This is a genomic window from Rhizobium sp. 01N424 (genome assembly GCF_056399485.1).
Genome location: NZ_JBFTRK010000005.1, coordinates 182,213 through 206,924, shown reverse-complemented (window position 1 = coordinate 206,924; position 24,712 = coordinate 182,213). Strand labels below are relative to the sequence as shown.

The window sequence follows — 24,712 nt, the reverse complement described above, 5'->3', positions numbered from 1 at the left end:
GTCAGGCAGGCCTGCGCAACAGGCCAAGGTTGACGCTCAGCTTTTCGCCCGGGCCGTGCGCAAAGGCAAACAGCAGCCCAGCAAGAAATGTGAAGTGATCGACGAAGAATCCGAATTCGGCCTGGTTGCCTTCCCAGCGGTTCGGACCGTGGAACGCGAAAGCAAGGAAGATCACATAGACGCCGGCAGCAAGCGCCGCCTCGCTGAAGAAGGCGCCGCTCAGCAGCGCGACAGCAAGCCCGACTTCGAAGAAGGCGGCGATCCAGGACAGCAGCAGCGGCAGCGGAAAACCCGCGGCGGCGATATAACCGGCGGTCGCTCCCATATCCATGAACTTGAAGCTTGCCGCCATGACGAACAGGCCGCCGAAAATCAGCCGTGCCACGAGAATTGCGATTGTCTTACCCATTGTCCTACCCTCTTTTGCGGCCGCAGCCGTGTGAACTATGCCACAAGGACGGATGGTGGCGAGGGTTGCCGACAATTACGCATGCGAATTTTCGGGCAAAATCGAAAAAGCCGCGGAGCATCTGCACCGCGGCTTGAAACATGCGGACACGAATAGGCGTCAGTCGCGTTCGGCGATCGTGGTCTGCCGCGAGAACTCGCCGTAATAGCCGCGCCAGTTGGCGATCGCGAAGCCGAAGACGACGAGCGCGCCGCCCTGATGCAGCAGGCCCCAATGCAGCGGCACGTGCAGCAGCAGCGTGGTGATGCCGATCGCCGCCTGGATGGTCACCAGCGCAAAGAGCACGACGGCGCGGCGCGCATGCGTCGTTGCCGGTGCGGCGCGCAGGGCGATCACCATGTTGATCAGCGTCAGCGCAAACAGCGTGTAGGCGCCGACACGGTGGATGAACTGAACGGTCTTCGGGTTTTCGAAAAAGTTGATCCAGGCAGGCTGCTGGATCAGCAGATCGCCCGGAACGACGGAACCGTCCATCAGCGGCCAGGTATTGTAGGTGAAACCTGCATCCAGACCGGCAACGAGCGCGCCGAGATAGATCTGGAACAGCGCGAAAATGGCGATCACGGCCGCCCAGCGTCTGGAGCTCTGCGTCGGCGCTGCATCATCGGAATGCGGCGAGAGCCCCCGCATGATCCACATGCAGGAGGCAAAGATCAGACAGGCCATGACCAGATGGGTCGCAAGTCGATATTGGCTGACATCGGTGCGCACGGAGAGACCGGAGGACACCATCCACCAGCCGATGAAGCCCTGCAGACCGCCGAGCGCCAGAATACCGGCAAGCGGCCAGCGCAGGCGGCGCTCCACCTTGCCGGTGATCCAGAAATAGAGAAGCGGCAGGCCGAAGATGACGCCGATGCCGCGGGCAATCAGCCGGTGTGCCCACTCCCACCAAAAGATGCCCTTGAACTCTTCGACTGTCATGTCGCTGTTCAGCTGCTGGAATTCGGGAATACGCTGGTAGAGCTTGAATTCCTCGTCCCATTCCGTGGCATTCAGCGGCGGAATGACGCCGTGGATCGGCTTCCATTCAGTGATCGACAGGCCGGAATTGGTCAGCCGCGTGGCGCCGCCGACCAGCACCAGACAGAAGAGCGCCAGCAGCACGAAACCCAGCCAGATGCGCAATGCGCGGCGGTTGCGATCCTGCTTGCGGACTTCGCCCCGGATTGCCTGCTCGGTGGTCATATTCGCGACGGCCATGATTACTCCTTCGTTACGGCAGTTGATTTGCCCCAGCGGCTCATGCAAAACAAGCCCCGAACCTTTGCGGCATGCCGTCGCGCTGTCCAAGCAACCCGGAAGATTGAACTGATATGCCCGTTCGCCTGCGCAAATTCATCGGCACGATCCTGATCATCGTCCTCGTGCTCGCCTATGCGCTGATCGCGAATACGATCGCCGTCGCCACGCTCGGCGAGGCTCCCTGGTGGGGCCATCTGCTCTATTTCGCGCTGACCGGCATGCTCTGGGTGCTTCCCGCCATGCTGATCATCAAGTGGATGGCCGGGCCGAAGCAGCAATAGCGCATTAACGCGCAGATAACCGTGATCGGCGGAAAAGCGCGCGCCACGGCCGGCGTTTAAATCCTCGATAGGCTCCGCAGCGCTATATCCTCTGGCAAACAATCTTGACCGGAGAACTCCCGTGCGGACCCAGAAGCTCGATGCCGACCAGCAGCCGCTCGACGACGCAGGCAAGGCCGATGCCGGCATTTCGCGGCTGAGGTCGTTCAGCGCCAAGCTGGCGATCGCCGAACTGGATGTAAGCGTCCACGATGCGATGGAGCCGCTGGAGCGCGATTGGCGGACGCTGGAGAAGGACCACCTCACCTCTCTGCATCAGGGCTATGAATGGTGCCGCTCCTGGGTGCGTGCCTACAAACGGCCGCTGGCAATCCTCAAGGGCAGCACGCATGGCAAGGTTGCCTTCATCTTGCCGGTCGAGATCGATAGCAGCCACGGCGTCCGGATCGCCCGCTTCATCGGCGCCGATCACAGCAATATCAACACCGGCCTGTTTTCCGAACATTTCCTGGAAGCCTTTGAAGACCTTGATCCTCCGCGCTTTGCCGAAATCCTGAAACAGGCGCTGCAGGGCAAAGCCGATCTTCTGCTGCTGCAGAACATTCCGCTCGAATGGCGCGGGCGGCGAAACCCGCTCGGCCTGCTGCCGATGGTGCAAAACCAGAACCATGCCTATCAGCTGCCGCTGCTCGACAATTTCGAGGCAACGCTGAAGCAGGTGAATGCCAAGAGCCGCCGCAAAAAGTTCCGCGTCCAGTCGAAGCGGCTGGAGGCTGTCGGCGGGTTCGACTATGTGGATGGGGGCGCGCCTGGCGAACAGCACGCGCTTCTCGACCTGTTCTTCAAGCAGAAGGCGGAGCGCTTCCGCACTCTCGGTCTGCCGGACGTTTTTGCCGATGCTGAGACGAAAGCCTTCCTGCACGGCCTTATCGATATTCGCGACGGCGGCGACTACGGCCTGGAAATGCATGCGCTGCGGCTGAAAGGCGAGCTTGCGGGCAAGATTGCCGCGGTCTCAGGCATCTCGCGCAAGGGTGATCACATTATCTGCCAGTTCGGCGCGATCGATGAGAGCCTGGTGCCGGATTCGAGCCCGGGTGAATTTCTCTATTGGCAGATGATATCGGGGCTGCAGGGCAAGGGCGTATCGCTCTTCGACTTCGGCCTTGGCGACCAGACCTACAAGCGTTCCTGGGCGCCTGTCGAAACCAGCCATTATGATGCGGTTCTGCCGCTGTCGCTGAAGGGATCGATCGCCGGCACGGCGCACCGCGCCATCACCAGAAGCAAGGCCTTCATCAAGGCCCGGCCGGGCTTCTATCGTGCCGCCCAGCGCGTTCGCGCCAAGATCGGCATCTGATCGTCACGCCGCGTGGCGGGCAACATCAGGCTCGGCAGCTTCCCCGCCCGACATCAGCACGACGCGCTGATAGCCGGCCTTTTCGAACTCCGTCATGGCATGGACGAACTCGTCCTCCAACACTTCGGGCATCGACAGGATGATTTCGACATCCTTGCTGCGGGTCAGGCGCGAGACGCCGGCCACATCGGCCGCGCCGCATTCGACGACGACGATATCATAAGCCGACATCAGCGCATCCAGTAGCAGCGAGAGCCGATCGGCCCCGCGCATGGCCTGACGCACGTCGCTGGTCCCCTGCGGAATGAGATGGGCGTCCGAGGCGCGGTCGCCGTGGATCGTGTCGCCGAAAGCGGCAACGCCGCAAAGCAGATCGGTCACTCCCGGCGCTTCCAGATCTTCGGCCATCAGAACCGTCGGATAACCAGAGCCGGTCATATCAACCAGAATGGTGCGCTGGCCGAATGCCGAGAGCTTGCGGGCCAGTGCGACGGTTGCCGCCGATCCGTCGTCACCAACGGGTGATATGGCGATTGCCAGCGGCGCGCGGCTGCTGGTCAGGTATTCGGCAACGGAGGCGATCGAGAATTCGTTGTCGTCAGCAGGCTCTACGGTTTCTGCCGGCTCTTCGACGGCCACTTCTTCCTCGTGTGCAGACAGCATGCTCGGCGCTGCGGCGCGTTTGGACTTGACCGGCGCGGCAGCGGCGAGCAGTTCGTCTTCGGTCCGGGCCGCCGGGACGGCGGATACACGGACGGGACGCAGTGCGCGGCCGCTGAAAAGCTCTGCCAGCATGATGAAGATCGAGGTGAGGATCAGCGTTGCGAAGGTCGCGACAATGACGATCGGCACGACCTTCGGGAAATAGGGATCGACCGGCTGGACAGCCTTGGAAACGACGCGGGCATCGGCCGGGCTTGAATTGCTGTCGGCGCGCGAGGCGGCTTCGCGGTAACGGACGAGATAGGTTTCGAGCAGCTGGCGCTGGGCATTGGCTTCGCGCTGCAGGGCATTGAGGCCGACTTCGTCTTCACCGGCCTTGGCGCTATTCTGCTGAAGCGTAGTGGACTGGCGCTCGAGCTCGGCGGCACGAAGATCGGCGACCTTCGATTCGTTCTCGATGCTGGTCAGGATCTTCTGCGTCTCCTGGCGGATCTGCGTCTTGATGTCGGCCAGCTGTGCCCGCAGGCTGCGAAGCCGCGGGTGGTTGTTGAGCAGCGACGTGCTGAGATCGGAAATCTGCGACTGCAGGCCGGACTCGGTGCCCTTCAGCCGCTGCATCGACTGCGATGCCATGATATCCGGCAGCGTATCGGACGGTGCGCCCGACGACAGGGCATTGCGAACGGCCTGTGCGCGGGCCTCAGCATTGGCCTTCTCGCCACGGACGCGCGTCAGCTCGGCTGAAATATCGTTCAGCTGCTGGGTCGGGAAATTGCTGCCGCCATTGGTGGGCAGCAAGCCATATACCGAGCGGTATTCGGCAACCTTCTGCTCGGCATCGCTGACCTTCTGACGCAGGCTTTCGATCTCGGGCTCCAGCCAGCGGGTCGCTTCGGAGTTGGAATCGAGCTTCGCGCCGCTCTGGGTGGCGAGATAGACGGAGGCCATCGCATTCGGGATGCGGGCGGCGAGCTTCGGATCCTTGGAGGTGAAGTTGATGCCGATGACGCGCGAGCCCGGCACCTGAAAGACCTGCAGGCGCTCCGTGAACGCATCGATGACGCGCTCTTCCGGCGGGTTCTCGGCCGGGTTCTTCTTCAGATGCAACGCAATCAGGATATCGGTCAGCGCCGAACCGTTGGCGGCCTCGTCGAATTCGGGAAGCTCGTAAAGCTTCTCGCTGTTAATGACCTTCTTTATCAGATCGGCCGATTGCAGCAGCTGCACCTGGCTGGCGATGTTCAGTTCGTCCAGCAGCGGCCCGGCGTTGGCATCGGCAGACTGGGTGTTGGCGAAGGCCGGTGCGCGCTGTTCGATCAGCAACCGCGTTTCGCCGCGGTATTTCGGAGCAATCATCTTGGCGCCGGCAAAAGCGACCCCCGCCCCGACCAGCGTGATCGCGACGACCTTGAGCCGCCGTTCCCATACCGCACGGACAAGCTGGCCAAGATCGATATCGACATCCTGATTACCCGTTACGCCGGACATACTCGCACTCCAAGAACAAAGGTGTGGCGAAGGGTAAACGACTATAGTAACCCAAGCGTTAATTACCGGCTGGGCAAGTAAGGCGCCCAAACCTGCCGTCTTCCAAAAAATCCTGCAAATTTTTACCGGGCATTAACCCTAACGGATTGATAACGGCAGGGACCAAGTTCGTTTCCTGTGAGCACAGTCGAATGCCTTTCGCAAAGCCCAAGATGTTTCTGGCCCTGAGCCTTGCCGCGATGACCGCGGTACTGAGCGGCTGCAACACCTATAAGCCGGCGCCGAAGGCTTTCCAGCAGGCGACGATTCAGCCCTATACGCTTGATAGCGGCGACCGGCTGCGGATCACCGTCTTCGACCAGCCGAGCATGACCAACAGCTACACCGTCGACCAGGCAGGCTATGTCGCCTTCCCGCTCGTCGGTCAGGTTCCTGCCCGCGGCCGCACGCTGCAGCAGCTGTCCGGCCAGCTTGCCGCCAAGCTCAAGCAGGGTTATCTGCGCGATCCTGACGTCACCATCGATGTCGATCGCTACCGTTCCATCTACGTCATGGGTGAAGTCGGCCAGCCCGGACAGTATGCCTATGTTCCAGGCCTGACCGTGCAGAACGCCATTGCGGTGGCCGGCGGCTTCTCTTCCCGCGCCAATCAAGCCAGCGTCGACGTGACACGCAAGATCAACGGCCAGGTCATCACCGGCCGCGTCAACATCTCGTCCGCCATCATTGCCGGCGACACCATCTACGTCCGCGAACGGCTGTTCTGATTGCATATGACAGACGAACAACGGCCTCTCCGCATCATTCACTGCTTCAGGTCACCGGTCGGTGGCATTTTTCGCCATGTCCGCGATCTCGTCGAGGAGCACAGCAAGGCCGGTCACGAGGTCGGCATTCTCTGCGACAGCTCGACCGGCGGCGAGCACGAGGACCGGCTGTTCGACGACATCCGTCCCTATCTTTCGCTGGGGCTGACGCGCGTGCCGATCCGCCGCGCCCCCGGCATCTCGGATATCCCTGTTATCTGGGATACATACAAGACGATCAAAAGTTTGCGGCCTGATGTGCTGCACGGACACGGCGCCAAAGGCGGTGTGCTCGCGCGGCTCGTTGGCTCAGCCCTGCGGGTGAACAGGTATCGCGTAGCCCGCCTCTATACCGCCCATGGCGGAAGCCTGCATTATTCCCGCACCTCGCTCCTCGGGCAATTCGTGCTCAAGATGGAGCGGCTACAGGAATATCTGACCGACGCGCTCGTCTTCATCTGCGAATACGAGCGCGACACCTACATGAAGAAGGTCGGCAAGCCGAAGACCAAGACACGGCTGATCTATAACGGCATCGGGGAGCGCGACTTCCAGGTGATCCCGACCCGATCCGACGCCGTCCAGTTCATCTACATCGGCATGCTCAGGGACCTTAAGGGTCCCGATCTTTTTGTGGATGCCTTTGCCAGGACGGAGCGTCTGGCCGGGCGGCCGCTCTCGGCGCTGATGATCGGCGATGGCCCTGACCGCGACAAATACCGCGACATGATGGTCGAGCGCGGGCTCGGAAAACGCATCAGCATGCTGCCTGCGATGCGGGTGCAGGACGCCTTCACCATGTCCGACAATGTCGTCGTCCCCTCGCGCGCCGAAGCCATGCCCTATATCGTTCTCGAGGCACTCGGCGCCGGCAAGACCGTCATCGCCAGCCGTGTCGGCGGCATCCCGGAGGTGCTCGGCAAGGACAGCAGCGCGCTGGTGGCGCCAGGCGACGCCGGTGATCTGGCGCGGGTGATGGCGGAAGCAATCGCCAAGCCCGGATGGGGACGGCAAACCATGCCGTCGGCGGACGCCGTGAAGGCGGTTTTCTCCGCACCTGTGATGGCCAAGGATGTTCTGAAACTATACTACGAGCTCGTGGGTATGACGCCGCAAGCGGCAAATATATAAGATCTCGTAAATCTTTCTTAGGGGCTTGGTGTTAAGCCGTTCGTATCAACGAGCGGCGGTAGCCTCATGAACAAGGCAGAAAAGAACGATCAGTTCGACGTCGATACGCTGCGAAAGCGGGTTTCGGACATCAATGTGCGTGGCGACGGCGATGAAAAGCCGGACGAGGCCGCGACCATCAACGCCTATGCGCTGCAGATCGCCGAGCAGTTCCGCGAAGGCACACATTCGCCTTCGATCATCATCGGCCAGTTCCGCCTGTTCGAATTCGCCTCGCAATTCCTGATCGGCCTGCTGGCATTCCTGATCTGGCCGGGCGACGGCAGCGAAAGTTTTGGCGCACGCCTAGCCATGTCCTTTGTGGCAGCGGCTCTTGCGGTCATTAGCCTGCAGATCAGCGATACCTATTCGATCCCGGCGCTACGCTCGCGCGTCCGGCTGTTGCCGCGGATCTTCCTGTCGTGGGGAGCAGCCTTCATGGTCACGGCGCTGATCTTCGCGCTGGTGCGCGATGTATCGCTGACGCAGATCCAGATCCATCTGGCCTGGTTCTCGCTTGCCGGTCTCTTCCTCATCGGTACCCGTTTCCTTGTGGCCTACGGCATCCGCAATTGGGCGCGCAACGGCGTCATGGAACGCCGCGCCGTGATCGTCGGGGGCGGCGATCCGGCAAAAGACTTGATCCGTCTACTCGAGCTGCAACCCGACAACGATATCCGCATCTGCGGCATCTTCGACGACCGCGGCGAAAAGCGCTCGCCGATCATGGTCGCCGGTTATCCGAAGCTCGGCACCGTCGCAGAGCTCGTCGAATTCGTCCGCCTGACGCGCATCGACATGCTGATCATCGCACTGCCGCTCAGCGCCGAAGCGCGCATTCTGCAGCTCTTGAAGAAACTCTGGGTGCTCCCCGTCGATATCCGCCTTGCCGCCCATGCCAACCGCCTGCGCTTCCGCCCGCGCGCCTATTCGCATGTCGGCACCGTACCGATGCTCGATATCTTCAAGAAGCCGATCCAGGACTGGGATTCGGTCGCCAAGCGCGGCTTCGACCTGTTTTTTGCGTCGCTGGCGCTGTTGCTGCTCTGGCCGGTGATGGTCGCCACGGCGATCGCCATCAAGCTGACCTCGAAGGGCCCCGTGTTCTTCATGCAGAAGCGCCACGGCTTCAACAACGAGATCATCAACGTCTTCAAGTTCCGTTCGATGTACACGCATCTGAGCGATCCGACGGCGAAGGCCGCCGTCACCAAGGGCGACCCGCGCGTCACCCCTGTCGGCCGCTTCATCCGCAAATCGTCGATCGACGAACTGCCGCAGCTGTTCAACGTGCTTCGCGGCGAGCTGTCGCTGGTCGGCCCCCGCCCCCACGCCGTTCTCGCCCAGGCCCGCGACCGCGCCTTCGGCGATGTCGTCGAAGGGTATTTCGCGCGCCACCGCGTCAAGCCCGGCGTCACCGGCTGGGCGCAGATCAACGGCTGGCGCGGCGAAGTCGATAACGACGACAAGATCAAGTTCCGCACGGCTTACGATCTCTATTATATCGAGAACTGGTCGCTGTGGTTCGACCTGAAGATCCTGTTCCTGACGCCGATCCGGCTGCTGAACACGGAAAACGCCTATTGAGCGCGATCGAGGCGACATACGCGCGGGTCTCTGACCCGCAGCGCGTGACGCTGCGGCTGATCGGCTCGGCGATGGTTGCCTTCGGCGTGTTCCTCTCGGGCTTCGTCATCGACGAGCCGGCGCCCTATGAACTCTGGATGGCCGGGCTGACCGGCATCTGGTTCATCCTCGGCCTTCGCATTTCGCGCTACAGCGGCATCCTGCTCGCCCTGCTCCTCACCTTCAATGTCGGCGGCATGCTGTCGCTTACGCAGATGAAGGACATGACCGGCGGCCCGATGTATGTGGCGGTCTCCACCTTTCTGGCGCTGACCTCGGTCTTCTATGCGGCGATCATCGAGGACAATGCCAAGCGCCTTGTGCTGATCTTCAACGCCTGGGTCTTTGCCGCCGTCATCACCTCGGCGCTCGGCATTCTCGGCTATTTCCACGCCTTTCCCGGCTCCGAAGTGTTCACGCTCTACGACCGTGCCAAGGGCGCTTTTCAGGATCCGAACGTCTTCGGCCCGTTCCTCGTCGCCCCATCGCTCTACCTTGTGCACGGGATGCTGACGCGCAGCCTGTTGAGCTCACCGATCCGCGCCTTCGCGCTGCTGATCCTGGCGCTCGGCGTCTTCTTGTCGTTCTCGCGCGCCGCCTGGGGCCTGTTCCTCTTAACGATCGTCATCCTGATCTTCGTGATGCTGCTGAAGGAGCGCACCGGCGCCTTCCGGCTGAAGATCCTGCTGATGTCGATGACCGCCGTCATCCTGATGGTCGCCGCCTTGGTGATCGCCCTGCAGATCCCGCAGGTCGCCGATCTCTTCAGCACCCGCGCGCAGCTCGTCCAGCAATATGACGGCGAATATCTCGGCCGCTTCGACCGCCACCGCATCGGCTTCCAGATGATGATGGAACGACCCTTCGGCATCGGCCCGATGGTGTTCGGCACGATCTTTCCAGAAGACGAGCACAATATCTGGCTGAAATGCCTGACAACATACGGCTGGCTCGGCTTCGTCACCTATGTGTCGATGCTGATCTGGACCATCTATCTCGGCTTCAAGAATCTGTTGAAGGACCGCCCCTGGCAGCCCTTCCTGATGATCGCCTGGATCTGCGTCATCGGCCACGCAACGATCGGCAACGTCATCGACATCGACCACTGGCGCCACGTCTATCTGCTGTTCGGGATCGTCTGGGGATGTTCAGCTCTGGAGCACCGCTACCAGCGTGAATTGTCTGGCGATACCGTGGCCCGCGCCACTTGAGAAGCGCGCCATCCGCGCTACAGTTCCTCTGATGATCACAGGAACACAGATACGCGGCGCGCGCGCCATGACCGGCATGAGTATCGAGGAACTGGCCGATGCCGCCGGGCTCTCGACACAGACGGTCTCCGCCCTCGAACATGGCACCGGCACAGGAGAGCCGCAGGCGTTTCTCGCCGCCAAGCATGCGCTCGAGGCTGCCGGCATCGTCTTCATCGCCAGCGGCAATCACGACGAAGGCGGCCCCGGCGTGCGGCTGAAAGCCCGCCCGAACGGCGATGACGGGCTGAGGCCAGAAGAGCTTAACGCCACCAACGACGACTGAGACGGAACCAAACCAGTTCTCATGCGTTTTCCGCCGCGCAATCAACGCGTTGAGGGAAACATCTTGAATCGTAGCAATGGACTTTATTTCGTCATCGGCGCTCTGCTGGTCGTCGTCGTCGGCCTGGGGGCCTATATCTTCCACGAAGAACGCAAGCCTGAAGGCGTCGAGCTCAGCATCGGCCAGAACGGCATTTCCGTCGAGCAGAAGTAATCGTCAGAGGTAGGCCTTGGTCAGGGCGGCGAGCTTTGCGCCGTCCCTGACGCCCTGACGGTAGAGCTGGATCATCACGGCGCCAAGGCGCTCTGCTTCCTGCGTCCGGCGGCCAACGCCGCGATCTTCGCAGACTTCATCCAGAACATTCGAGATCACGTCAAGATCCTCCGAAAACAACGGCAGGTCGCACGGATGGATGGGTGTGGCGAGCATCGCAGCAGCACTTCATGAAGGCCTGATGCGGGACATCCGCAACGGCACGAATGGATCGGGAACGCGCTCACTATGCGCGCCGATCTCACGCTTTGCAACTGCCGGAAATTTATCGGGAACAAAGCCAGCGGGCGGGCGTTTGCTGGCAGGTTCCGTTCAGTATCGAAGATCGTGTCATGAGTCAGAGAAATTTCCCCTCCCCCGTCCGCGTCAAATCCGCGACCGCAGACCTTATTATTTCCACCGCCTGGGAGGCTGTCGAATTCCTGAAGCGCTGGCCGGGCAAGCGCGGCCGCGAATACCGCATCGCCATGCAGCATTGCCTCGACGCGCTCGATGGGCTGATCAGCGCCGGAAAGGCGCGGTTGTCCTTCATCACCGCCGTTCGCACGGCAGGACTGCTGGAATAGCGCCGATCACGCTTTAATGTTTGCGGATCGGGATCACATCCGCCAGACGCGGATGCAGGGCGCCATCGGTGATCGCCTTGCCGCTGATCTCGATCAGATATTCCTCGGCAAGCTCGCACAGCGCCCGTGCCACATCGCCCTTACCCCAACCCGCGCGCACCGCGGCCTCGGACAAGGCCTGAAACGCCTCGGCAAGCTGCCCGCGCGGACTGTCATCAAATCTGCGATCGGTCATGGCCGTCCCCAGCGCGTCGCCATAGCGCATGGGGACAGAATACGGCCCGCAGCGGAGAAAAGGCGAGGACTATTCACAATTGGATACAGCCAAATTTGGTGGGATTGGGCAAGGCCGATTGACGCTAATTGCAAGTCTTAGGTGGTGATTGCAAACTTATGCACCATAAGAAGGGGCGCAGATTTCGGCCTCGACTTGCCGCATCACCGCGTCGACATCCGATTTAACTATAAGCATCCGGCCGCCAGTTATAGCGATTGGGCCTACATCCGGGACAGAGACTATGCGAAGACACCCGCGTACATCGTAGGAGCGTTCCAGCTAATTCAAAGCGATCTAGTGTAGCTTTTGAGCATGTCTAACCTGCAAATAACTGCAGTGAGGCGTAAACCCACCATTGGCTGAGGTCCCGGCTCTGCACCGCTTGAGCAGGCGGCGTAAAAACCAGCGATCCCGCCCTGAGGTTGGCGGGGGCAGCTCCAGGATAATCCTCAGCGAGCGGTTTCTTTTCGGCGAATGTGGTGTGACCGGTCGAGTTGACGAATGTCAGAAACTGCCGGTTTGTGACCGGTGCCTGGTCGATCCAGAAGCCGTCAACAGTGACCGGGTGCGCAGGCGCTTCCTCGGCATAGTGACTATCTGATCCCATCATGTAGGTCGTGCCCGGCACCCAGATCATTCCGGCCGGAGGGTTCTGATGGGATGTTTCGACAAGGTCTGCGGATCTGATGTTCATGGGTCAGCTCTCCATTCGCCGCAGATTTGCGCACGTGCAGGCGGGGGAGTCTGCCACGATTGACCATGCACTTCTATTGGACCCAAGGCCAACTATTGGCGCGTAGCAGGACGTTGTATGGACCGATCACTGGCGGGCGGCTGCGCCGTCTGGACGGATTCCGACTTCAACGGGGACTGAGGCCGTGAAACGATCAAATCTTGTAATGCCGCTGTCGATCGCGCTTCTCCTGACATGCGGATCGATTGTTCGGGCCGCCGAGCTTGTGATTGCCGCGCCCAACTGGCCGTCCGGCAAAGCGACGGCCAGCATCCTCAAGATCGGCATCGCCAAGGAATTCGGGATTGATGCCGAGATCACTGAGATGGGCGCCCTCAATGCTTTCGTTGGTCTCGACGACGGTACCGTGGATATCCACCCCGAAGTCTGGAGCCCCAACCTCGCCAGCGTCATCGAAAAATATGTCGTTCAGAAAAAAGCCGTCGTCCTCGCGCATCGGGCGGTAGACGCCTGGCAGGGTCTATGCGCGACGCCTGCCGCTGCAAAGGATTTCAAATCGGTCGCCGACCTGAAGTATGCGGCGAAGACCGTCGAACTCGATACCGACGGCGACGGCAAGGGAGAGATCTGGATCGGCGCACCTGCCTGGCTCTCAACCGGCATCGAGCGGGTGAGAGCCGGCAGCTACGGATACGCCGCTGACCTCTCCCTGGTGGAGGCGGAAGAGGATGTGGCAATGGCCGCAGTCGATGCTGCCGTCGCCACCGGCCAACCGATGGTCTTCGCGTGCTACGCGCCCCACTATGTCTTCGACCTCCACAAGATCACCAGGCTCTCGGAACCTGCCCACGACGATGCAAAATGGAAGATCGTCCCGGCATCCGATCCAACATGGATCAGCAAGTCCAGCGCAGCGGTCGCGTGGCCGACAGCGCACTTTTCGATCGCCTACGCGGCCGTGCTGAAGACGAAACATGCCAATGTCGCGCAGTTTCTTGAAAATGTGGACTTCACGACCGATGAAGTGACCGAGATGAGCTACGCCCTGGAGGTCGAGCGTCAGGACCCGGCAGCCTTTGCGAAGACCTGGGTCGAGAAGAACAGCAAGCGTGTCGATGGGTGGGCTGCGAAATGACAATGACACGCTACACCCGCAGTATCGCCTCCATCACCCTCGCCGCCATCCTTTCTGTGATTGCGCTCGCCGAGGCTGTCGCCCAGACGCAGATCTACGATCCGAAGACCAGGAAGTGGGTCGATTACGACAAGACCAAGGCGAGACAATATTACTCGCGCAACAAGCAGCTTCCCGAAGCCTTCAAGCGGCAGGTCGTGACGTTCCGCACGGCCGAGCCGCCGGGAACGATCATCATCGACGGCAACCAGCACTTCCTTTATCTGGTGCAACCCGGCGGACAGGCGATCCGCTACGGCATCGGCGTTGGCCGGGACGGCTTTGGATGGGCTGGCAAGGTTCGCGTCGGCCGCATGGCCGAATGGCCGACCTGGACGCCGCCCGCCGAAATGGTTGCGCGCGATGCGAATGCGGCCAAATGGGCGGCGGGCATGCCCGGTGGGCCCGACAACCCTCTGGGTCCGCGCGCGATGTACCTCTACGAGGGCGACAACGACACCATCTATCGAATCCATGGCACCGTCGAGCCGTGGACGATCGGGCTCGATGTGTCTTCAGGCTGTATCCGGCTGAACAACGACGACGTTGTCGATCTCTATTCGCAGGTGAAAGTCGGCGCGAAGGTCATCGTCCTGATGCAGGGTGCCGCCCTCTACAAGGGCATCTGAACAAATCGAGGGAGTGGAAAATGAACGGGAATTCGTCGGCGCTGCCAGGCTGCACCACCAAGAACCGCGGCATGGCCGCAACGCTGATTGCTTGCAGCTTGCTCTCGGCCTGCCAGTCCGCTCCGCCGCCGACCGAAATGTCGCGCACCACATTGCAGACCGCGCCTGCTGACCTTCAACTCCTGTGCGCTAACGCCGTCGCGGGACCAGCGAAGATCGACAGCAGCAAGATTCTTCCGATCGGATCGCGCGCGCTCGACGCAGAGAGCTTCAATGTGGAACTCAATGCGAACGGCAAGCGGTTCAACTGTGTCGTTGACAACAAGGGCGTCGTCCGATCGGTCCAGCCGATCTAGCCTTCCCAGGCAGCATTTGGCTGTGCGGCCGGCAATTCGCGAAAGCAACGATGCCAGCGCCCTGAACCAATCTGGCCGCTTCACCTACCTGCAAACTTCGGATCACCTGAAGCCCAGCGCCCTCTCCAGGGCAGCGTTGCTTCGCGACCGCTCGTTCATCTGTTCGGAGAACATCGGCGCGGGCCTTTCATCGAACCCATGCCTTTGTGGTTCAGGTGGCTGAGAAACGTTGCCGCTGGCGGTATCCAATCGCAATAGATGTTCCGAGACGCGGCCATCGCGCTGGACGATCGACAAGACGAGATTGATCATGCCGGACTGGGTATCAGGGTTGCCGACGAAGCTCAATGGACCAATTTGCCTGAGCCAGGCCGGGGCCGCGGAACCATCCGTGGCTCGCAGCCGATAAGCCAGGACAGAAGACTCTCCACCATTTTTTGGCTCCTCGAGAATCTCAAGGTAGATGACACCTGTATGCTTGACGGTCTCAAGCCTTATCCTCTCGTCACCTCCGGGCGTTTCGATGAGGATAGTTGACGATCCGCCGAGGAACGTGGTGATCGGCGGCAGCCTCATCGGCGCATCGGCAGGCCGCCCGGCAATATCGGTGATGCGGTCGAGAGCTCCCAGTTCGTCGACAGCGTCGAGCACTGCGCCATTCGCTTCCAAAGGCTGGATTCCGTAATCCGGCCCGGCCGGCAGCTCGGGTTGGTTGGGGGCGGGCGTGGGCACAAAATCGTCGATCGGCGTTATGGTAATGACAAGCGTGGCTTGACCGGTGCCGCCATGTCCGTCAGATGCACTGTAGACGACGTCCGGAACGGGGCCATCGTAGTTCGGCTCCGGGACGAAGACGAAGTCTCCATTCGAACCCATCGTGATCGAGCCTACCCCTGGAATCGACGCCGTGTCGCCCGGAAGATAGTTCGCCGGATCGCCGTCTACGCTGAAGCTGGTGACTGTGAGCGGATCGTTGTCGGGATCGCTGTCATTCCCCAGCACGTTACCGGTGATCGTGGTGTCTTCGTTTCCGCTCGCCTGGTCGTCGATAATAATGGGCGCGTCATTGACCGGGGTCACGGTGATGGAGAGCGTGGCGGTGTCCGTGCCGCCGTCGCTGTCGCGCAGCGTATAGGTCGCCGCCGGAACTGAGCCGTTGAAGTTCAGTGCCGGTGTGAACGTGTAGCTGCCGTCGGTGTTGATCACCAGGGAGCCCACCCCGGCCAGCGTCGCCGTTCGGCCTGCCAGATATGTCCTGCCACCGAACGCGAACTGCGTCACGATGAACGTATCGCCATCCGGATCGCTGTCATTGGCAAGCACGCCTCCGGTCAGCACCGTGTCTTCCGCGACGGTCGCGGCATCGTCGTTGGCGATAGGAGCCGGATTCGTCACTGTCCATGTGAAGGTCTGCGTCGTCGACAAGCCGGAGGGATCCGTGGCAGTTACCACGACGATGTAGGGACTCGTATGGCTGGCGTTGTTGGGCAATGTTCCGCTGATCAAACCCGTCGAAGGGTCGATCGACAGGCCGGCAGGCAGGCCAGTCACGGAATAGGTCAGAACGTCGCCATCGACGTCGAAGAAATAGCCTGAGACACTGACCGTAGATACTGTCGTGGCATCAACGCTCGTCTGGTCCGGGATATCCCTGCCGTCGCCATCACCATCGCCGTTGCCGTCGGTATCGATGCCGTCGCCATCGTCCGGATCCGGCGCGTCGTTGACGGGTGTGACCGTGATCCCGAGCGCGGCGGTGTCAACACCGCCCCGGCCGTCCGAGACCGTGTAGGTTGAGGCTGGGGCCGGACCATTGTAGTTGAGCGCCGGCACGAATGTGTAGCTGCCATCGGCATTGATGGTGAGTGCGCCGATGCCGTTGATGGCAGCCGTCTGACCGGGCGTATAGGTCGTCCCGTTGACGCTGAACTGTGTCACGGATAGCGGGCCACCATCGATATCGGTGTCATTGGTCAGCACGTTGCCATTCAGCGTCGTGTCTTCCGGGGTGGTAGCAGTGTCATCGGAGGCGACCGGCGGATCGTTCACCGGCACCATGGTCAGTGTCAGCGTCGAGGTATCGATGCCGCCTGCCCCGTCGGACAAGGTGTAGGTGATGACGGGGATCGCGCCCGTATAATTGGCGACGGGCGTGAACGCGTAGCTTCCATCCGCATTGACGATGATTGTGCCCACCCCGGAGATCAGGTAGCCGCTGCCGATGGCGAAAGGTCCGCTCTGGCCGGCCACGGTGAAGCCTATGACGACGGGCGCACCGCCATCGATGTCGGTCGTGTTGGCCAGCAGCCCGGATGCCGCAGGGACCGTCAATGTCGTATCCTCGGTGACGGCGTTGGTTTCGTCTCCGTCCACAGGCGGATCGTTGACCGGCACCATGGTCAGCGTCAGCGTCGAACTGTCGGTGCCGCCTGCCCCGTCGGAAACGGTGTAGGTGATTACGGGGATTGCGCCAGTGTAATCGGCGACCGGCGTAAACGCATAGCTTCCATCCGCATTGATCGTGATTGTTCCGACCCTGGCGATCAGGTAGCCGCTGCCGATGGCGAAAGGTCCGCTCTGGCCGGCCACGGTGAAGCCGCTGACGCTTGGCGTGCCGCCGTCGATATCGGTGGTATTGGCAAGCAGCCCACCGGCTGCCGGAATCGTGAGCGTCGTATCCTCGGTGACCGAATTTGTCTCGTTGCCGTCGACAGGTGGATCGTTGATCGGCGTGACGTCGAGAGTGAGCGTTCCCGTATCGGTCAGGGCGCCGTCCGATACCGTGTAGGTAGCCACCGGAACCGGGCCGTTGTAATTCGCGGCAGGCACGAACGTGTAGTTGCCATCGGCGTTGATGGTCAGCGCGCCGACGCCGACGATCGTCGCCGCGGTTCCGGCTGCATGGACGGTAGCGTCGCCGGCAATGGTGAACTGCGTCACCGACAGCGAGCCACCATCGATGTCAGTGTCATTGGTCAGCACGTTGCCATTGAGCGTCGTGTCTTCCGGTGTCGTGCCGGTGTCGTCTGCGGCAACCGGCGGATCGTTGATCGGCACCATCGTCAGTGTCAGCGTCGAGGTGTCCGTACCACCTGCTCCGTCCGAAACTGTATAGGTCACGCCGGGAATCGCGCCCGTGTAGTCGGCGACCGGTGCGAAGGAATAGCTGCCATCGGCGTTGATGGTGATCGTCCCGACGCCCGCGATCAGGTAGCCGCTGCCGACCGCGAACGGTCCGGCTTCGCCGGCGACTGTGAAATCGACGACAAGGGGTGCGCCACCATCTATGTCGGTCGTGTTGACCAGCAGCCCCGATGCGGCAGGAACCGTCAGCGTCGTATCCTCCGTGACGGCGTTGGTCTCATTTCCATCGATAGGAGGATCGTTGACTGGCGTCACGGTGATAGAGAGAACCGCCTCCGCAGTCAGCACGCCGTCGGTTACCCTGTAGGTCGCGACCGGACCGGGACCGTTGTAATTGGCGACCGGCACGAACGTGTAGCTGCCGTTGGCATTGATGGTGAGCGTGCCGATGCCGGGTATCGTCGCCGTCGCCCCGGCAAGGAAGCCACCGGATATTCCGGCGACTGAGAACCCCTGGATCGTCAAGGCGTCGCCTTCGGCATCCGTGTCGTTCGACAGCAGACCCGACGCGGCGGAAACCGTCAGCGTCGTATCTTCCGGCGTCGTGCCGGTATCGTCAACGGGAATGGGTGCATCGTTCACCGGCGTGACGTTCAGTGTCAGGGTCGCGGTATCCGTGCCGCCGTTTCCATCTGACGCAGTGTAGGTGGCAATAGGAACCGGGCCATTGTAGTTGGCGGCCGGAACGAAAGTGTAGCTGCCGTCGGCATTGATCGTCAGATCGCCGATGCCGGTGATCGTTGCCGTCGTTCCGGCGGCATGGACGGTCGGGTCGCCTGCAACGGTGAACTGCGCAACAGACAATGTATCGCCATCGATGTCACTATCGTTGCTCAGTACTTCGCCCGTCAGCACCGTGTCCTCAGGCGTCGTCCCGCTATTGTCCGCTGCAACAGGCGCATCGTTCACTGGCGTGACGGTGATCCTCAGTACGGCAGTATCCGTGCCGCCATTGCCGTCGGAAACGGTATAGGTCGCCGGCGGGACCGGGCCATTGTAGTTGGCGACGGGCGTGAAGACGTAGCTTCCATCTGCGTTGATCGTCAGGTTGCCGACGCCGGGAATCGTGGCGATGGTGCCTGGGCCGAAAATGATACCGGCAACCTCGAACTGCGTCACCGACAAGGCGCCGCCGTCGATATCCGTGTCGTTGACGAATAGACCCGAGGCTGCAGGAACCGTCAGCGTGGTGTCCTCGGCCACCGTCGCCGTGTCGTCACTGGCAACCGGAGGATCGTTGACGGGAGTGACGGTGAGCGACAGCGTCGCCGTGTCGGTGAGTGTTCCGTCCGTCATGGCGTAGGTCACGACAGGAACCGGTCCAGTGAAATCCGCTGCGGGCACGAAGGTGTAGCTGCCGTCGGCATTGATCGTCAGCACCCCAATTCCCGCGATGGTCGCCGCCGAACCAGCGGTGAAGCTGCCGGGCACGCCCGCTACTGCAAAACTGGAGATTGCCAGAGCATCGCCGTCCACATCCGTGTCGTTCGACAGCAGGCCGGGCGCAGATACCGACAACGTCGTGTCCTCCGGCGTGCTTCCGGTATCGTCCACCGCGACAGGGCTGTCGTTGACCGGGGTGATGCCGATGGTCAGCGTGGCGGTGGCGGTGCCGCCGTTTCCATCAGACACCGTATAGGTCGCAATCGGGACTGGCCCGTCATAGTCGGCGACCGGCACGAAACTGTAGCTGCCATTCGCATTGATCGTCAGGCGACCTACCGTGGGTATGATGGCCGTCTGGCCCGAAGCGAGGTTGACACCCGCCACCACGAAGCCGGTTATGCTCAGCGTATTGCCATCGACGTCCGTGTCGTTCGTCAGCACGTTGCCGGTCAGGGCGGTGTCTTCCGGCATGGTTCCGCTGTCGTTGACGGCGACCGGCAGATCGTTGACCGGCGTGACGGTGATAGTCAACGTCGCCGTGTCCGACAGCGTGCCATCTGTCGCGGTGTAGGTGGCGACCGGTACCGGGCCAAAGTAGTTCAGCGCCGGCACGAAAGTGTAGCTGCCATCGATGTTGATCGTCAGGGTACCTATGCCGGCAATCGTTGCCGGAGAACCGACAGCATAGACGGTCGGGTCGCCCGCCACGGTAAAATTCACGACAGACAGGCTATCGCCATTGGGATCGACATCATTGGCGAGCACGTTGCCGGTCAGCGTGGTGTCCTCCGGCGTCGTCGCAGCGTCGCTGTTTGCGCCCACCGCATTCGGTGGAATGACATCGATCGTCAGCGTGCCGTCGTCGGACGCAGTGCCGTCCGAAACGGTATAGGTCACATCAGGAACCGGCCCGGTATAGCCGGGCTCGGGCACGAAGGTGTAGCTGCCATCCAGCCTCAGGGTCAGTGCGCCGACGCCGGGGATCGTTGCAGTGTCGCCCGGAGCGTATGTGGTTCCGCCGATCGAAAACCCCGTAATGGTCAGCGCGTCGCCGTCGACATCGGTATCGTTGCCGAGGACATTGCCGTTGAGGTCCGTATCCTGCGTCGTCGTGCCGCTGTCGTCGATCGCGCCAGGCGGATCATTCACCGGCGTAACGTCGAGCGTCAGCGTGCCCGTTACCGTACCGCCATTGCCGTCAGAAAGAATGTAGGTCACATCAGGAACGGGACCTGTGTAATTGGCGGCCGGCACCAGCGTGTAGGTGCCGTCGGGATTGATGGTCACTGTCCCGACGCCGGGGATCGTCGCCGTCGATCCGGCGATGAAAGCGCCGGGTATGCCGGCAACCTCGAATCCGACGATCGTCAGTTGATCGCCGTCCACGTCCGTATCGTTGGCCAGTACGCTGCCACTCAAAGGCGTATCCTCCGGCGTCGTGTTGCTGTCATCAACGGCGACAGGCGGATCATTGACCGGCGTGACCGTAAGGGTCAGCGTGCCTTGATCCGTGCCGCCGTTTCCGTCCGAAACGGTGTAGGTGGCCACCGGAACAGCTCCGTTGTAGTTCGCGTCAGGAACAAACTGATAGCTGCCGTCAGCATCGATAGTCAGCGCGCCGACTCCGGCAATCGTCGCCGTGTCGCCGGCGGTGTAAGTGGTGCCGCCGACTTCGAACGTGGTGATGACGAGCGTGTCGCCGTCGACATCGCTATCGCCGACCAGCAGGCCTGACCCCGCCGGCACCGTCAGCGTCGTGTCCTCCGGCGTTGTGCCCTTCTCGTCATCGGCAACGGGCGGATCGTTCAGCGGGGTAACGTTGAGCCTTAGCACGGCGGTATCCGTCGCCTCGCCGTCCGAGACGGTGTAGGTCACGTCTGGAACCGGGCCGTTGTAACTCGGAGCCGGCGCGAAGACGTAGCTACCATCCGTGTTGATTACCAGCGTACCGACACCGGCGATCGCCGCCGTGGCCCCTGCACCATATGTCTGTCCGCCGATCTCGAAGAACGTCACGGTAAGGGTCGGATCGTCGATGTCGGTATCGTTGCTCAACACATTGCCGGAGACCGGCGTGTTTTCCGGTGTGGTCGCCGCGTCGTCCTGGGCGACGGGCGGGTCATTGACCGGTGTCATCGTCAAGGCCAGCGTCGAGGTATCGGTACCGCCTGCCCCATCGGAAACGGTATAGGTGACCACCGGGATCGGCCCGTCATAGTTGGCGACGGGTGCGAAAGAATAGCTACCATTGGCATTGATGATGACTGTGCCGACACCGGCAATCAGATAGCCTGTTCCGACCACGAATGGCCCTGTCTCTCCGGCAACTGTAAAGCCGCTGATCGTCAGCGGGTCGCCATCGAGGTCACCGGAATTGGCGAGAAGGTCGCCTGCACTGCCATCGGCAACTGTCAGCACCGTATCTTCGGTCACGCTATTCGTCTCGTCGCCATCCACGGGCAGATCGTTGACCGGGATGACATTGATCGTCAGCGTCGCCGTATCGGTGCCGCCCTGGCCGTCCGAGACGGTATAGGTGATGACCGGCACCGGCCCTGCAAAGTTGGCGACCGGTATGAAGCTGTAGCTGCCGTCAGCATTGACGGTCAGTCGGCCCACCCCTGGAATATTGCCCGACTGACCGGCCGAGGCCGTAATGCCGCTGACCGTGAACTGGGTGATGGTCAGCGTATCGCCGTCAACGTCCGTGTCGTTCGCCAGAACGCCCGATCCAGCCGGAACATTGAGCGCCGTGTCCTCGGGCGTCGTTACGGTGTCGTCGGCGGCAACGGGTGCATCGTTCACCGCCGTGATATTGAAGGCAAAGGTGTTGGGGCTCTGGTCGGTATCCCCCCGCCATTTGCAGTGCCGCCGTTGTCCACGACCTGGAATGTGAATGAGCCGATGCCGATACCATTGACATCGGCGGCCGGCTGGAACGTCAGGCTGGGAATGTCCGCCAAGGCAATCGTCTGGCCTGCCGTCACCGCAACGCCACCCAGGAGCAACGTGCCTTCAGCCGCCGGCGGCAACGTGGTGATGATCACCGCCTGCATCGCATCGGCCGGCGTGTCGTTGGGATCGGTGAAGCCGAAGGACGCGGCCGTGAAGGAGAATGCGGTATCCTCGGCAATCGTTGCCGTATCGTCGGTGCCTTCAGGCGCGTCGTTGGCTGGCACGATCGTCAAGGTCAGCGTCGAGCTGTCAGTTCCGCCCGCGCCGTCCGAGACGGTATAGGTGATCACAGGGATCGCACCGACATAGTTCGCGGCCGGCGCGAAGGAATAACTCCCGTTGGCATTGATGGTGATATCCCCTATCCCTGCAATCGTGTAGACGGAGCCGATCACGAAGGGGCCCGTGTGGCCGGCGACCGAGAAGCCGGCAACGGTCAGCGCACCGCCGTCGATATCGGTGGCGTTGTCGAGGAGGTCGCCCGCCGCACCGTCGCCGATCGTCATCACCGTGTCTTCCGCAACGGTATTGGTCTCATCACCATCGACAGGCGGATCGTTGACCGCAGTGATGGAGAGCGTCAGCGTGGCCGTGGCGGCCAGGCCGCCATCCGACAGGGTATAGGTCGCAACCGGCACCGGCCCGTCATAGTTCGCAGCAGGCGTGAAGGTGTAGGCGCCGTCAGCGCCGATCACCAGTGTGCCGACACCTGAAACGTTCGCGGTCTGGCCTGCCGTATAGGTCGTGCCGTCGATCTCGAATTGCGTGACCGACAGCGTGTCTCCATCGGCGTCCGTGTCGTTGGCAATCACGTTGCCTGTTGCCACGCCATCCTCGGCGATGGCGTTGCTGTCTGCGACGCCAACAGGTCCGTCGTTTACGGCAGCGATGGTGACCGTTGCCGTGCTGGTGGCCGAGGTGACCGACGTTGCGTCCGTGGCCGTGAACGAGAACACGCGGCCCGTGTTTGCGCCTCTATTGGTGGGATTGTCGGAACCGTTGTCATATGTGATCGAGCGCACCAGCGTATTGGTGTCGCCGCCACTCGGGATCGTTCCGCCACCGTTGTTGGTGATCGTAAAGGTCCGTGTCGCCGCCGAATAGACGATACTGTAGGTGGTCGCGCCGACGACGACAGTATTCGTGGAGTCGCTTCCAAGAGCCACGGCAAGGCCGCCGAAGGACAGGTGCTCCGCATTTCCGTTCGGTGCAGCGTCCGCGGTGATGGTAATGCTTTGCAGATCCCCGTCGCTGTCGGTGATCGTCGCACCGGCAGGACCGTCTGCCACGATGGAAACAGGTGGCGCGTTTTCGGTGTAGCTCGCGGCAAAATCGCCTGTCGCTCCCAATGCGCCGTCGAGATCGATCGTCGGCGCGGCGAGCAAGGCGGCATAGGCGTAGTCCGTTATGGCCGCAGTCTCGATCGTACCGGTTCGTTGTTCCAGATCCCAGTCGCCCCCAAGTGCGGCAGCGCCCGTGGGATCGATCGATGCGGCGATGTCCGCCTGAGTGATATGGCCAAGAACGGCAGCGGGCTGAAGACCGTCGTTACCTGCCGCGAAGTCGCACCCATAGATGAGAATGTCGCCATCCTTCGACAAAGTATGTCCGATCCCGGTCAGCTCGTCCCGGTACTGGCCTTGCATGGTGTCGGCATCAAGAACTGCGGTCCCGAGGTTCAGGCTCCCTTCGGCACCATGAGAAATGAGGTGGATCGCACCGATATCGCTTTCGCCTTTCAGTATGGCGGCGATCTGCGCGATACCGTCCTTGGCCGAATCGAGCACGTAGATCCGACGGTCGCCGAGATTCGCGGCGATCTGCTGCCAGTCCTTAACGTTGTCCCAGATGAAGACCACTTCCTTGGTGCTGGCATCGGCCGCGTCGGGTGTAACTGCATGGTTACCGCTCGTCGCGTCGTCGCCACGCGGATCGGTCGCGGCCCGATCCGGCGCGACCGAGACATTGTGGTCGGTCGCAGTCACCGCAGACGTATTAGGCCTGGCGGTTTCCATAGGCCTGTCGTTCGCGACTTCGATTGCGGGTGGCTGGTTCGTTTGCTCTATGGGTTCGGCGTTTGCTGGTCCGATGCGCGGGCTGGCTGGCGACAAGGCCTGCCCGACTGAAAGATCGGTTCCGTCCATCTCCTGAATTTTTACCGGAGCATCCACGCCTTTAGAGCCCTCCACTGGAGCATCGACATGCGCCGGCATGACGGGTGCGGGAACGTCCATTGCCGGCGGCTTGGCCAACGCCGTAACTGGCGCAGCCTTCAGAGCCTCGGCGAGATGGCCGCACGAAGGCTCGACAACCGGGGAATGCCCGGCATCCCCGATGGGTTCGTGGTGTGCGGGTGCCTGCGCGGCATGTTCGACGGCAACGACTGCAGCCGCGTCGAAAACCATGCGCGGCTCAAGCGTGCGGATGAGTGGTTTTTTCGACCGGATATGCGGCCGCCCCAGTGCTTCGCGGCTGATACCGCCTTCGACAGGAAAACCGCTGGTCTTGCCAGATTGCTCTCTGAACATCATCACACACCTCGCATCGACCCTTTGGGGTCGCAGACTCCGATGAGAATGCAATTTCTTCGATACGCCTGCGGGGCAGCTCTCCG

Annotated in this window: 19 protein-coding genes and 1 pseudogene; 12 read left to right on the top strand and 8 right to left on the bottom strand. The window is 61.7% G+C overall.

The window, feature by feature from the left end; genetic code table 11:
- Position 1: 1 nt before the first annotated feature.
- Positions 2-409, bottom strand: coding sequence for a DoxX family protein (locus AC1DNK_RS15740; RefSeq protein ID WP_112389635.1), 408 nt, complete (start codon positions 407-409; stop codon positions 2-4).
- A 159-nt stretch (positions 410-568) separates the two neighbouring features.
- On the bottom strand, positions 569-1,672 hold the full coding sequence (locus tag AC1DNK_RS15735; RefSeq protein WP_477942046.1) for a COX15/CtaA family protein: 1,104 nt from the start codon (positions 1,670-1,672) through the stop codon (positions 569-571).
- A 113-nt stretch (positions 1,673-1,785) separates the two neighbouring features.
- Here AC1DNK_RS15735 and AC1DNK_RS15730 point away from each other — a divergent pair, with 113 nt between their 5' ends.
- Both AC1DNK_RS15730 and AC1DNK_RS15725 read left to right on the top strand, forming a co-directional pair.
- On the top strand, positions 1,786-1,995 hold the full coding sequence (locus tag AC1DNK_RS15730; protein WP_112516994.1) for a DUF2842 domain-containing protein: 210 nt from the start codon (positions 1,786-1,788) through the stop codon (positions 1,993-1,995).
- 121 nt (positions 1,996-2,116) lie between these two features.
- The gene (locus AC1DNK_RS15725) at positions 2,117-3,355 is read left to right on the top strand and encodes a GNAT family N-acetyltransferase (protein WP_477942045.1); all 1,239 of its coding nucleotides are present in this window, start codon (positions 2,117-2,119) and stop codon (positions 3,353-3,355) included.
- A gap of 3 nt (positions 3,356-3,358) precedes the next feature.
- On the opposite strand, the gene AC1DNK_RS15720 is transcribed toward AC1DNK_RS15725, so the two are convergent.
- Positions 3,359-5,506: a GumC family protein gene (locus tag AC1DNK_RS15720; protein WP_477942043.1), complete on the bottom strand. Its 2,148-nt coding sequence runs from the start codon at positions 5,504-5,506 to the stop codon at positions 3,359-3,361.
- 191 nt (positions 5,507-5,697) lie between these two features.
- On the opposite strand from AC1DNK_RS15720, the gene AC1DNK_RS15715 reads away from it, so the two are divergent.
- The 6 genes from AC1DNK_RS15715 to AC1DNK_RS15690 all read left to right on the top strand — a co-directional run bounded on the left by AC1DNK_RS15715 (position 5,698) and on the right by AC1DNK_RS15690 (position 10,857).
- Positions 5,698-6,273 carry a polysaccharide biosynthesis/export family protein gene (locus AC1DNK_RS15715; protein WP_112389630.1) on the top strand — a complete coding sequence of 192 codons (576 nt, stop codon included), beginning with the start codon at positions 5,698-5,700 and terminating at the stop codon, positions 6,271-6,273.
- A gap of 6 nt (positions 6,274-6,279) precedes the next feature.
- Positions 6,280-7,443, top strand: a complete 1,164-nt coding sequence (locus AC1DNK_RS15710) for a glycosyltransferase family 4 protein (protein WP_477942041.1) — start codon at positions 6,280-6,282, stop codon at positions 7,441-7,443.
- Positions 7,444-7,509: 66 nt separating this feature from the next.
- Positions 7,510-9,069: an undecaprenyl-phosphate glucose phosphotransferase gene (locus AC1DNK_RS15705; protein ID WP_477942039.1), complete on the top strand. Its 1,560-nt coding sequence runs from the start codon at positions 7,510-7,512 to the stop codon at positions 9,067-9,069.
- Complete coding sequence (locus AC1DNK_RS15700; protein WP_112516998.1) at positions 9,066-10,319, top strand: O-antigen ligase family protein; 1,254 nt, start codon at positions 9,066-9,068, stop codon at positions 10,317-10,319. Before AC1DNK_RS15705 ends, AC1DNK_RS15700 begins: the two co-directional genes overlap by 4 nt.
- A gap of 31 nt (positions 10,320-10,350) precedes the next feature.
- Positions 10,351-10,644 (top strand): helix-turn-helix transcriptional regulator, encoded by a 294-nt coding sequence (locus AC1DNK_RS15695; RefSeq protein ID WP_310298331.1) that lies wholly within the window; start codon positions 10,351-10,353, stop codon positions 10,642-10,644.
- Between the two features lie 63 nt (positions 10,645-10,707).
- Complete coding sequence (locus tag AC1DNK_RS15690) at positions 10,708-10,857, top strand: hypothetical protein (protein ID WP_310298328.1); 150 nt, start codon at positions 10,708-10,710, stop codon at positions 10,855-10,857.
- Positions 10,858-10,860: 3 nt separating this feature from the next.
- On the opposite strand, the gene AC1DNK_RS15685 is transcribed toward AC1DNK_RS15690, so the two are convergent.
- Positions 10,861-11,073, bottom strand: a complete 213-nt coding sequence (locus AC1DNK_RS15685; protein WP_112517001.1) for a hypothetical protein — start codon at positions 11,071-11,073, stop codon at positions 10,861-10,863.
- A gap of 176 nt (positions 11,074-11,249) precedes the next feature.
- On the opposite strand from AC1DNK_RS15685, the gene AC1DNK_RS15680 reads away from it, so the two are divergent.
- Positions 11,250-11,483 (top strand): DUF982 domain-containing protein, encoded by a 234-nt coding sequence (locus tag AC1DNK_RS15680; protein ID WP_112517002.1) that lies wholly within the window; start codon positions 11,250-11,252, stop codon positions 11,481-11,483.
- A 13-nt stretch (positions 11,484-11,496) separates the two neighbouring features.
- Here AC1DNK_RS15680 and AC1DNK_RS15675 read toward each other — a convergent pair whose 3' ends face one another.
- Positions 11,497-11,718 (bottom strand): hypothetical protein, encoded by a 222-nt coding sequence (locus tag AC1DNK_RS15675; protein WP_477942036.1) that lies wholly within the window; start codon positions 11,716-11,718, stop codon positions 11,497-11,499.
- Positions 11,719-12,103: 385 nt separating this feature from the next.
- Positions 12,104-12,454, bottom strand: a pseudogene (locus tag AC1DNK_RS15670) (formylglycine-generating enzyme family protein); the annotation flags it as partial.
- Positions 12,455-12,659: 205 nt separating this feature from the next.
- Between AC1DNK_RS15670 and AC1DNK_RS15665 the strand changes: the two are divergent.
- Genes AC1DNK_RS15665 through AC1DNK_RS15655 form a run of 3 tightly spaced genes read left to right on the top strand, consistent with a single transcriptional unit; the run spans position 12,660 to position 14,613 of the window.
- Positions 12,660-13,589 (top strand): ABC transporter substrate-binding protein, encoded by a 930-nt coding sequence (locus tag AC1DNK_RS15665; protein WP_477942193.1) that lies wholly within the window; start codon positions 12,660-12,662, stop codon positions 13,587-13,589.
- 2 nt (positions 13,590-13,591) lie between these two features.
- Positions 13,592-14,257: a L,D-transpeptidase gene (locus AC1DNK_RS15660; protein ID WP_477942034.1), complete on the top strand. Its 666-nt coding sequence runs from the start codon at positions 13,592-13,594 to the stop codon at positions 14,255-14,257.
- Between the two features lie 20 nt (positions 14,258-14,277).
- On the top strand, positions 14,278-14,613 hold the full coding sequence (locus tag AC1DNK_RS15655; RefSeq protein WP_477942032.1) for a hypothetical protein: 336 nt from the start codon (positions 14,278-14,280) through the stop codon (positions 14,611-14,613).
- A 102-nt stretch (positions 14,614-14,715) separates the two neighbouring features.
- Here the strand turns inward: AC1DNK_RS15655 and AC1DNK_RS15650 are convergent, their stop codons facing one another.
- Both AC1DNK_RS15650 and AC1DNK_RS15645 read right to left on the bottom strand, forming a co-directional pair.
- Positions 14,716-21,948, bottom strand: a complete 7,233-nt coding sequence (locus tag AC1DNK_RS15650) for an Ig-like domain-containing protein (protein WP_477942030.1) — start codon at positions 21,946-21,948, stop codon at positions 14,716-14,718.
- Positions 21,945-24,629 (bottom strand): DUF4347 domain-containing protein, encoded by a 2,685-nt coding sequence (locus tag AC1DNK_RS15645; protein WP_477942028.1) that lies wholly within the window; start codon positions 24,627-24,629, stop codon positions 21,945-21,947. The genes AC1DNK_RS15650 and AC1DNK_RS15645 overlap by 4 nt, the downstream gene beginning before the upstream one ends.
- Positions 24,630-24,712: the final 83 nt, after the last annotated feature.

Excerpts from the sequence above, each read along its gene's own strand:
- AC1DNK_RS15715 (WP_112389630.1), top strand. The coding sequence starts at position 5,698 with ATGCCTTTCGCAAAGCCCAAGATGTTTCTGGCCCTGAGCCTTGCCGCG.
- AC1DNK_RS15705 (WP_477942039.1), top strand. The coding sequence starts at position 7,510 with ATGAACAAGGCAGAAAAGAACGATCAGTTCGACGTCGATACGCTGCGA.
- AC1DNK_RS15680 (WP_112517002.1), top strand. The coding sequence starts at position 11,250 with ATGAGTCAGAGAAATTTCCCCTCCCCCGTCCGCGTCAAATCCGCGACC.
- AC1DNK_RS15685 (WP_112517001.1), bottom strand. The coding sequence starts at position 11,073 with ATGCTCGCCACACCCATCCATCCGTGCGACCTGCCGTTGTTTTCGGAG.
- AC1DNK_RS15695 (WP_310298331.1), top strand. The coding sequence starts at position 10,351 with ATGATCACAGGAACACAGATACGCGGCGCGCGCGCCATGACCGGCATG.
- AC1DNK_RS15660 (WP_477942034.1), top strand. The coding sequence starts at position 13,592 with ATGACACGCTACACCCGCAGTATCGCCTCCATCACCCTCGCCGCCATC.
- AC1DNK_RS15665 (WP_477942193.1), top strand. The coding sequence starts at position 12,660 with ATGCCGCTGTCGATCGCGCTTCTCCTGACATGCGGATCGATTGTTCGG.
- AC1DNK_RS15735 (WP_477942046.1), bottom strand. The coding sequence starts at position 1,672 with ATGGCCGTCGCGAATATGACCACCGAGCAGGCAATCCGGGGCGAAGTC.
- AC1DNK_RS15720 (WP_477942043.1), bottom strand. The coding sequence starts at position 5,506 with ATGTCCGGCGTAACGGGTAATCAGGATGTCGATATCGATCTTGGCCAG.
- AC1DNK_RS15740 (WP_112389635.1), bottom strand. The coding sequence starts at position 409 with ATGGGTAAGACAATCGCAATTCTCGTGGCACGGCTGATTTTCGGCGGC.
- AC1DNK_RS15730 (WP_112516994.1), top strand. The coding sequence starts at position 1,786 with ATGCCCGTTCGCCTGCGCAAATTCATCGGCACGATCCTGATCATCGTC.
- AC1DNK_RS15645 (WP_477942028.1), bottom strand. The coding sequence starts at position 24,629 with ATGATGTTCAGAGAGCAATCTGGCAAGACCAGCGGTTTTCCTGTCGAA.
- AC1DNK_RS15710 (WP_477942041.1), top strand. The coding sequence starts at position 6,280 with ATGACAGACGAACAACGGCCTCTCCGCATCATTCACTGCTTCAGGTCA.
- AC1DNK_RS15655 (WP_477942032.1), top strand. The coding sequence starts at position 14,278 with ATGAACGGGAATTCGTCGGCGCTGCCAGGCTGCACCACCAAGAACCGC.
- AC1DNK_RS15675 (WP_477942036.1), bottom strand. The coding sequence starts at position 11,718 with ATGACCGATCGCAGATTTGATGACAGTCCGCGCGGGCAGCTTGCCGAG.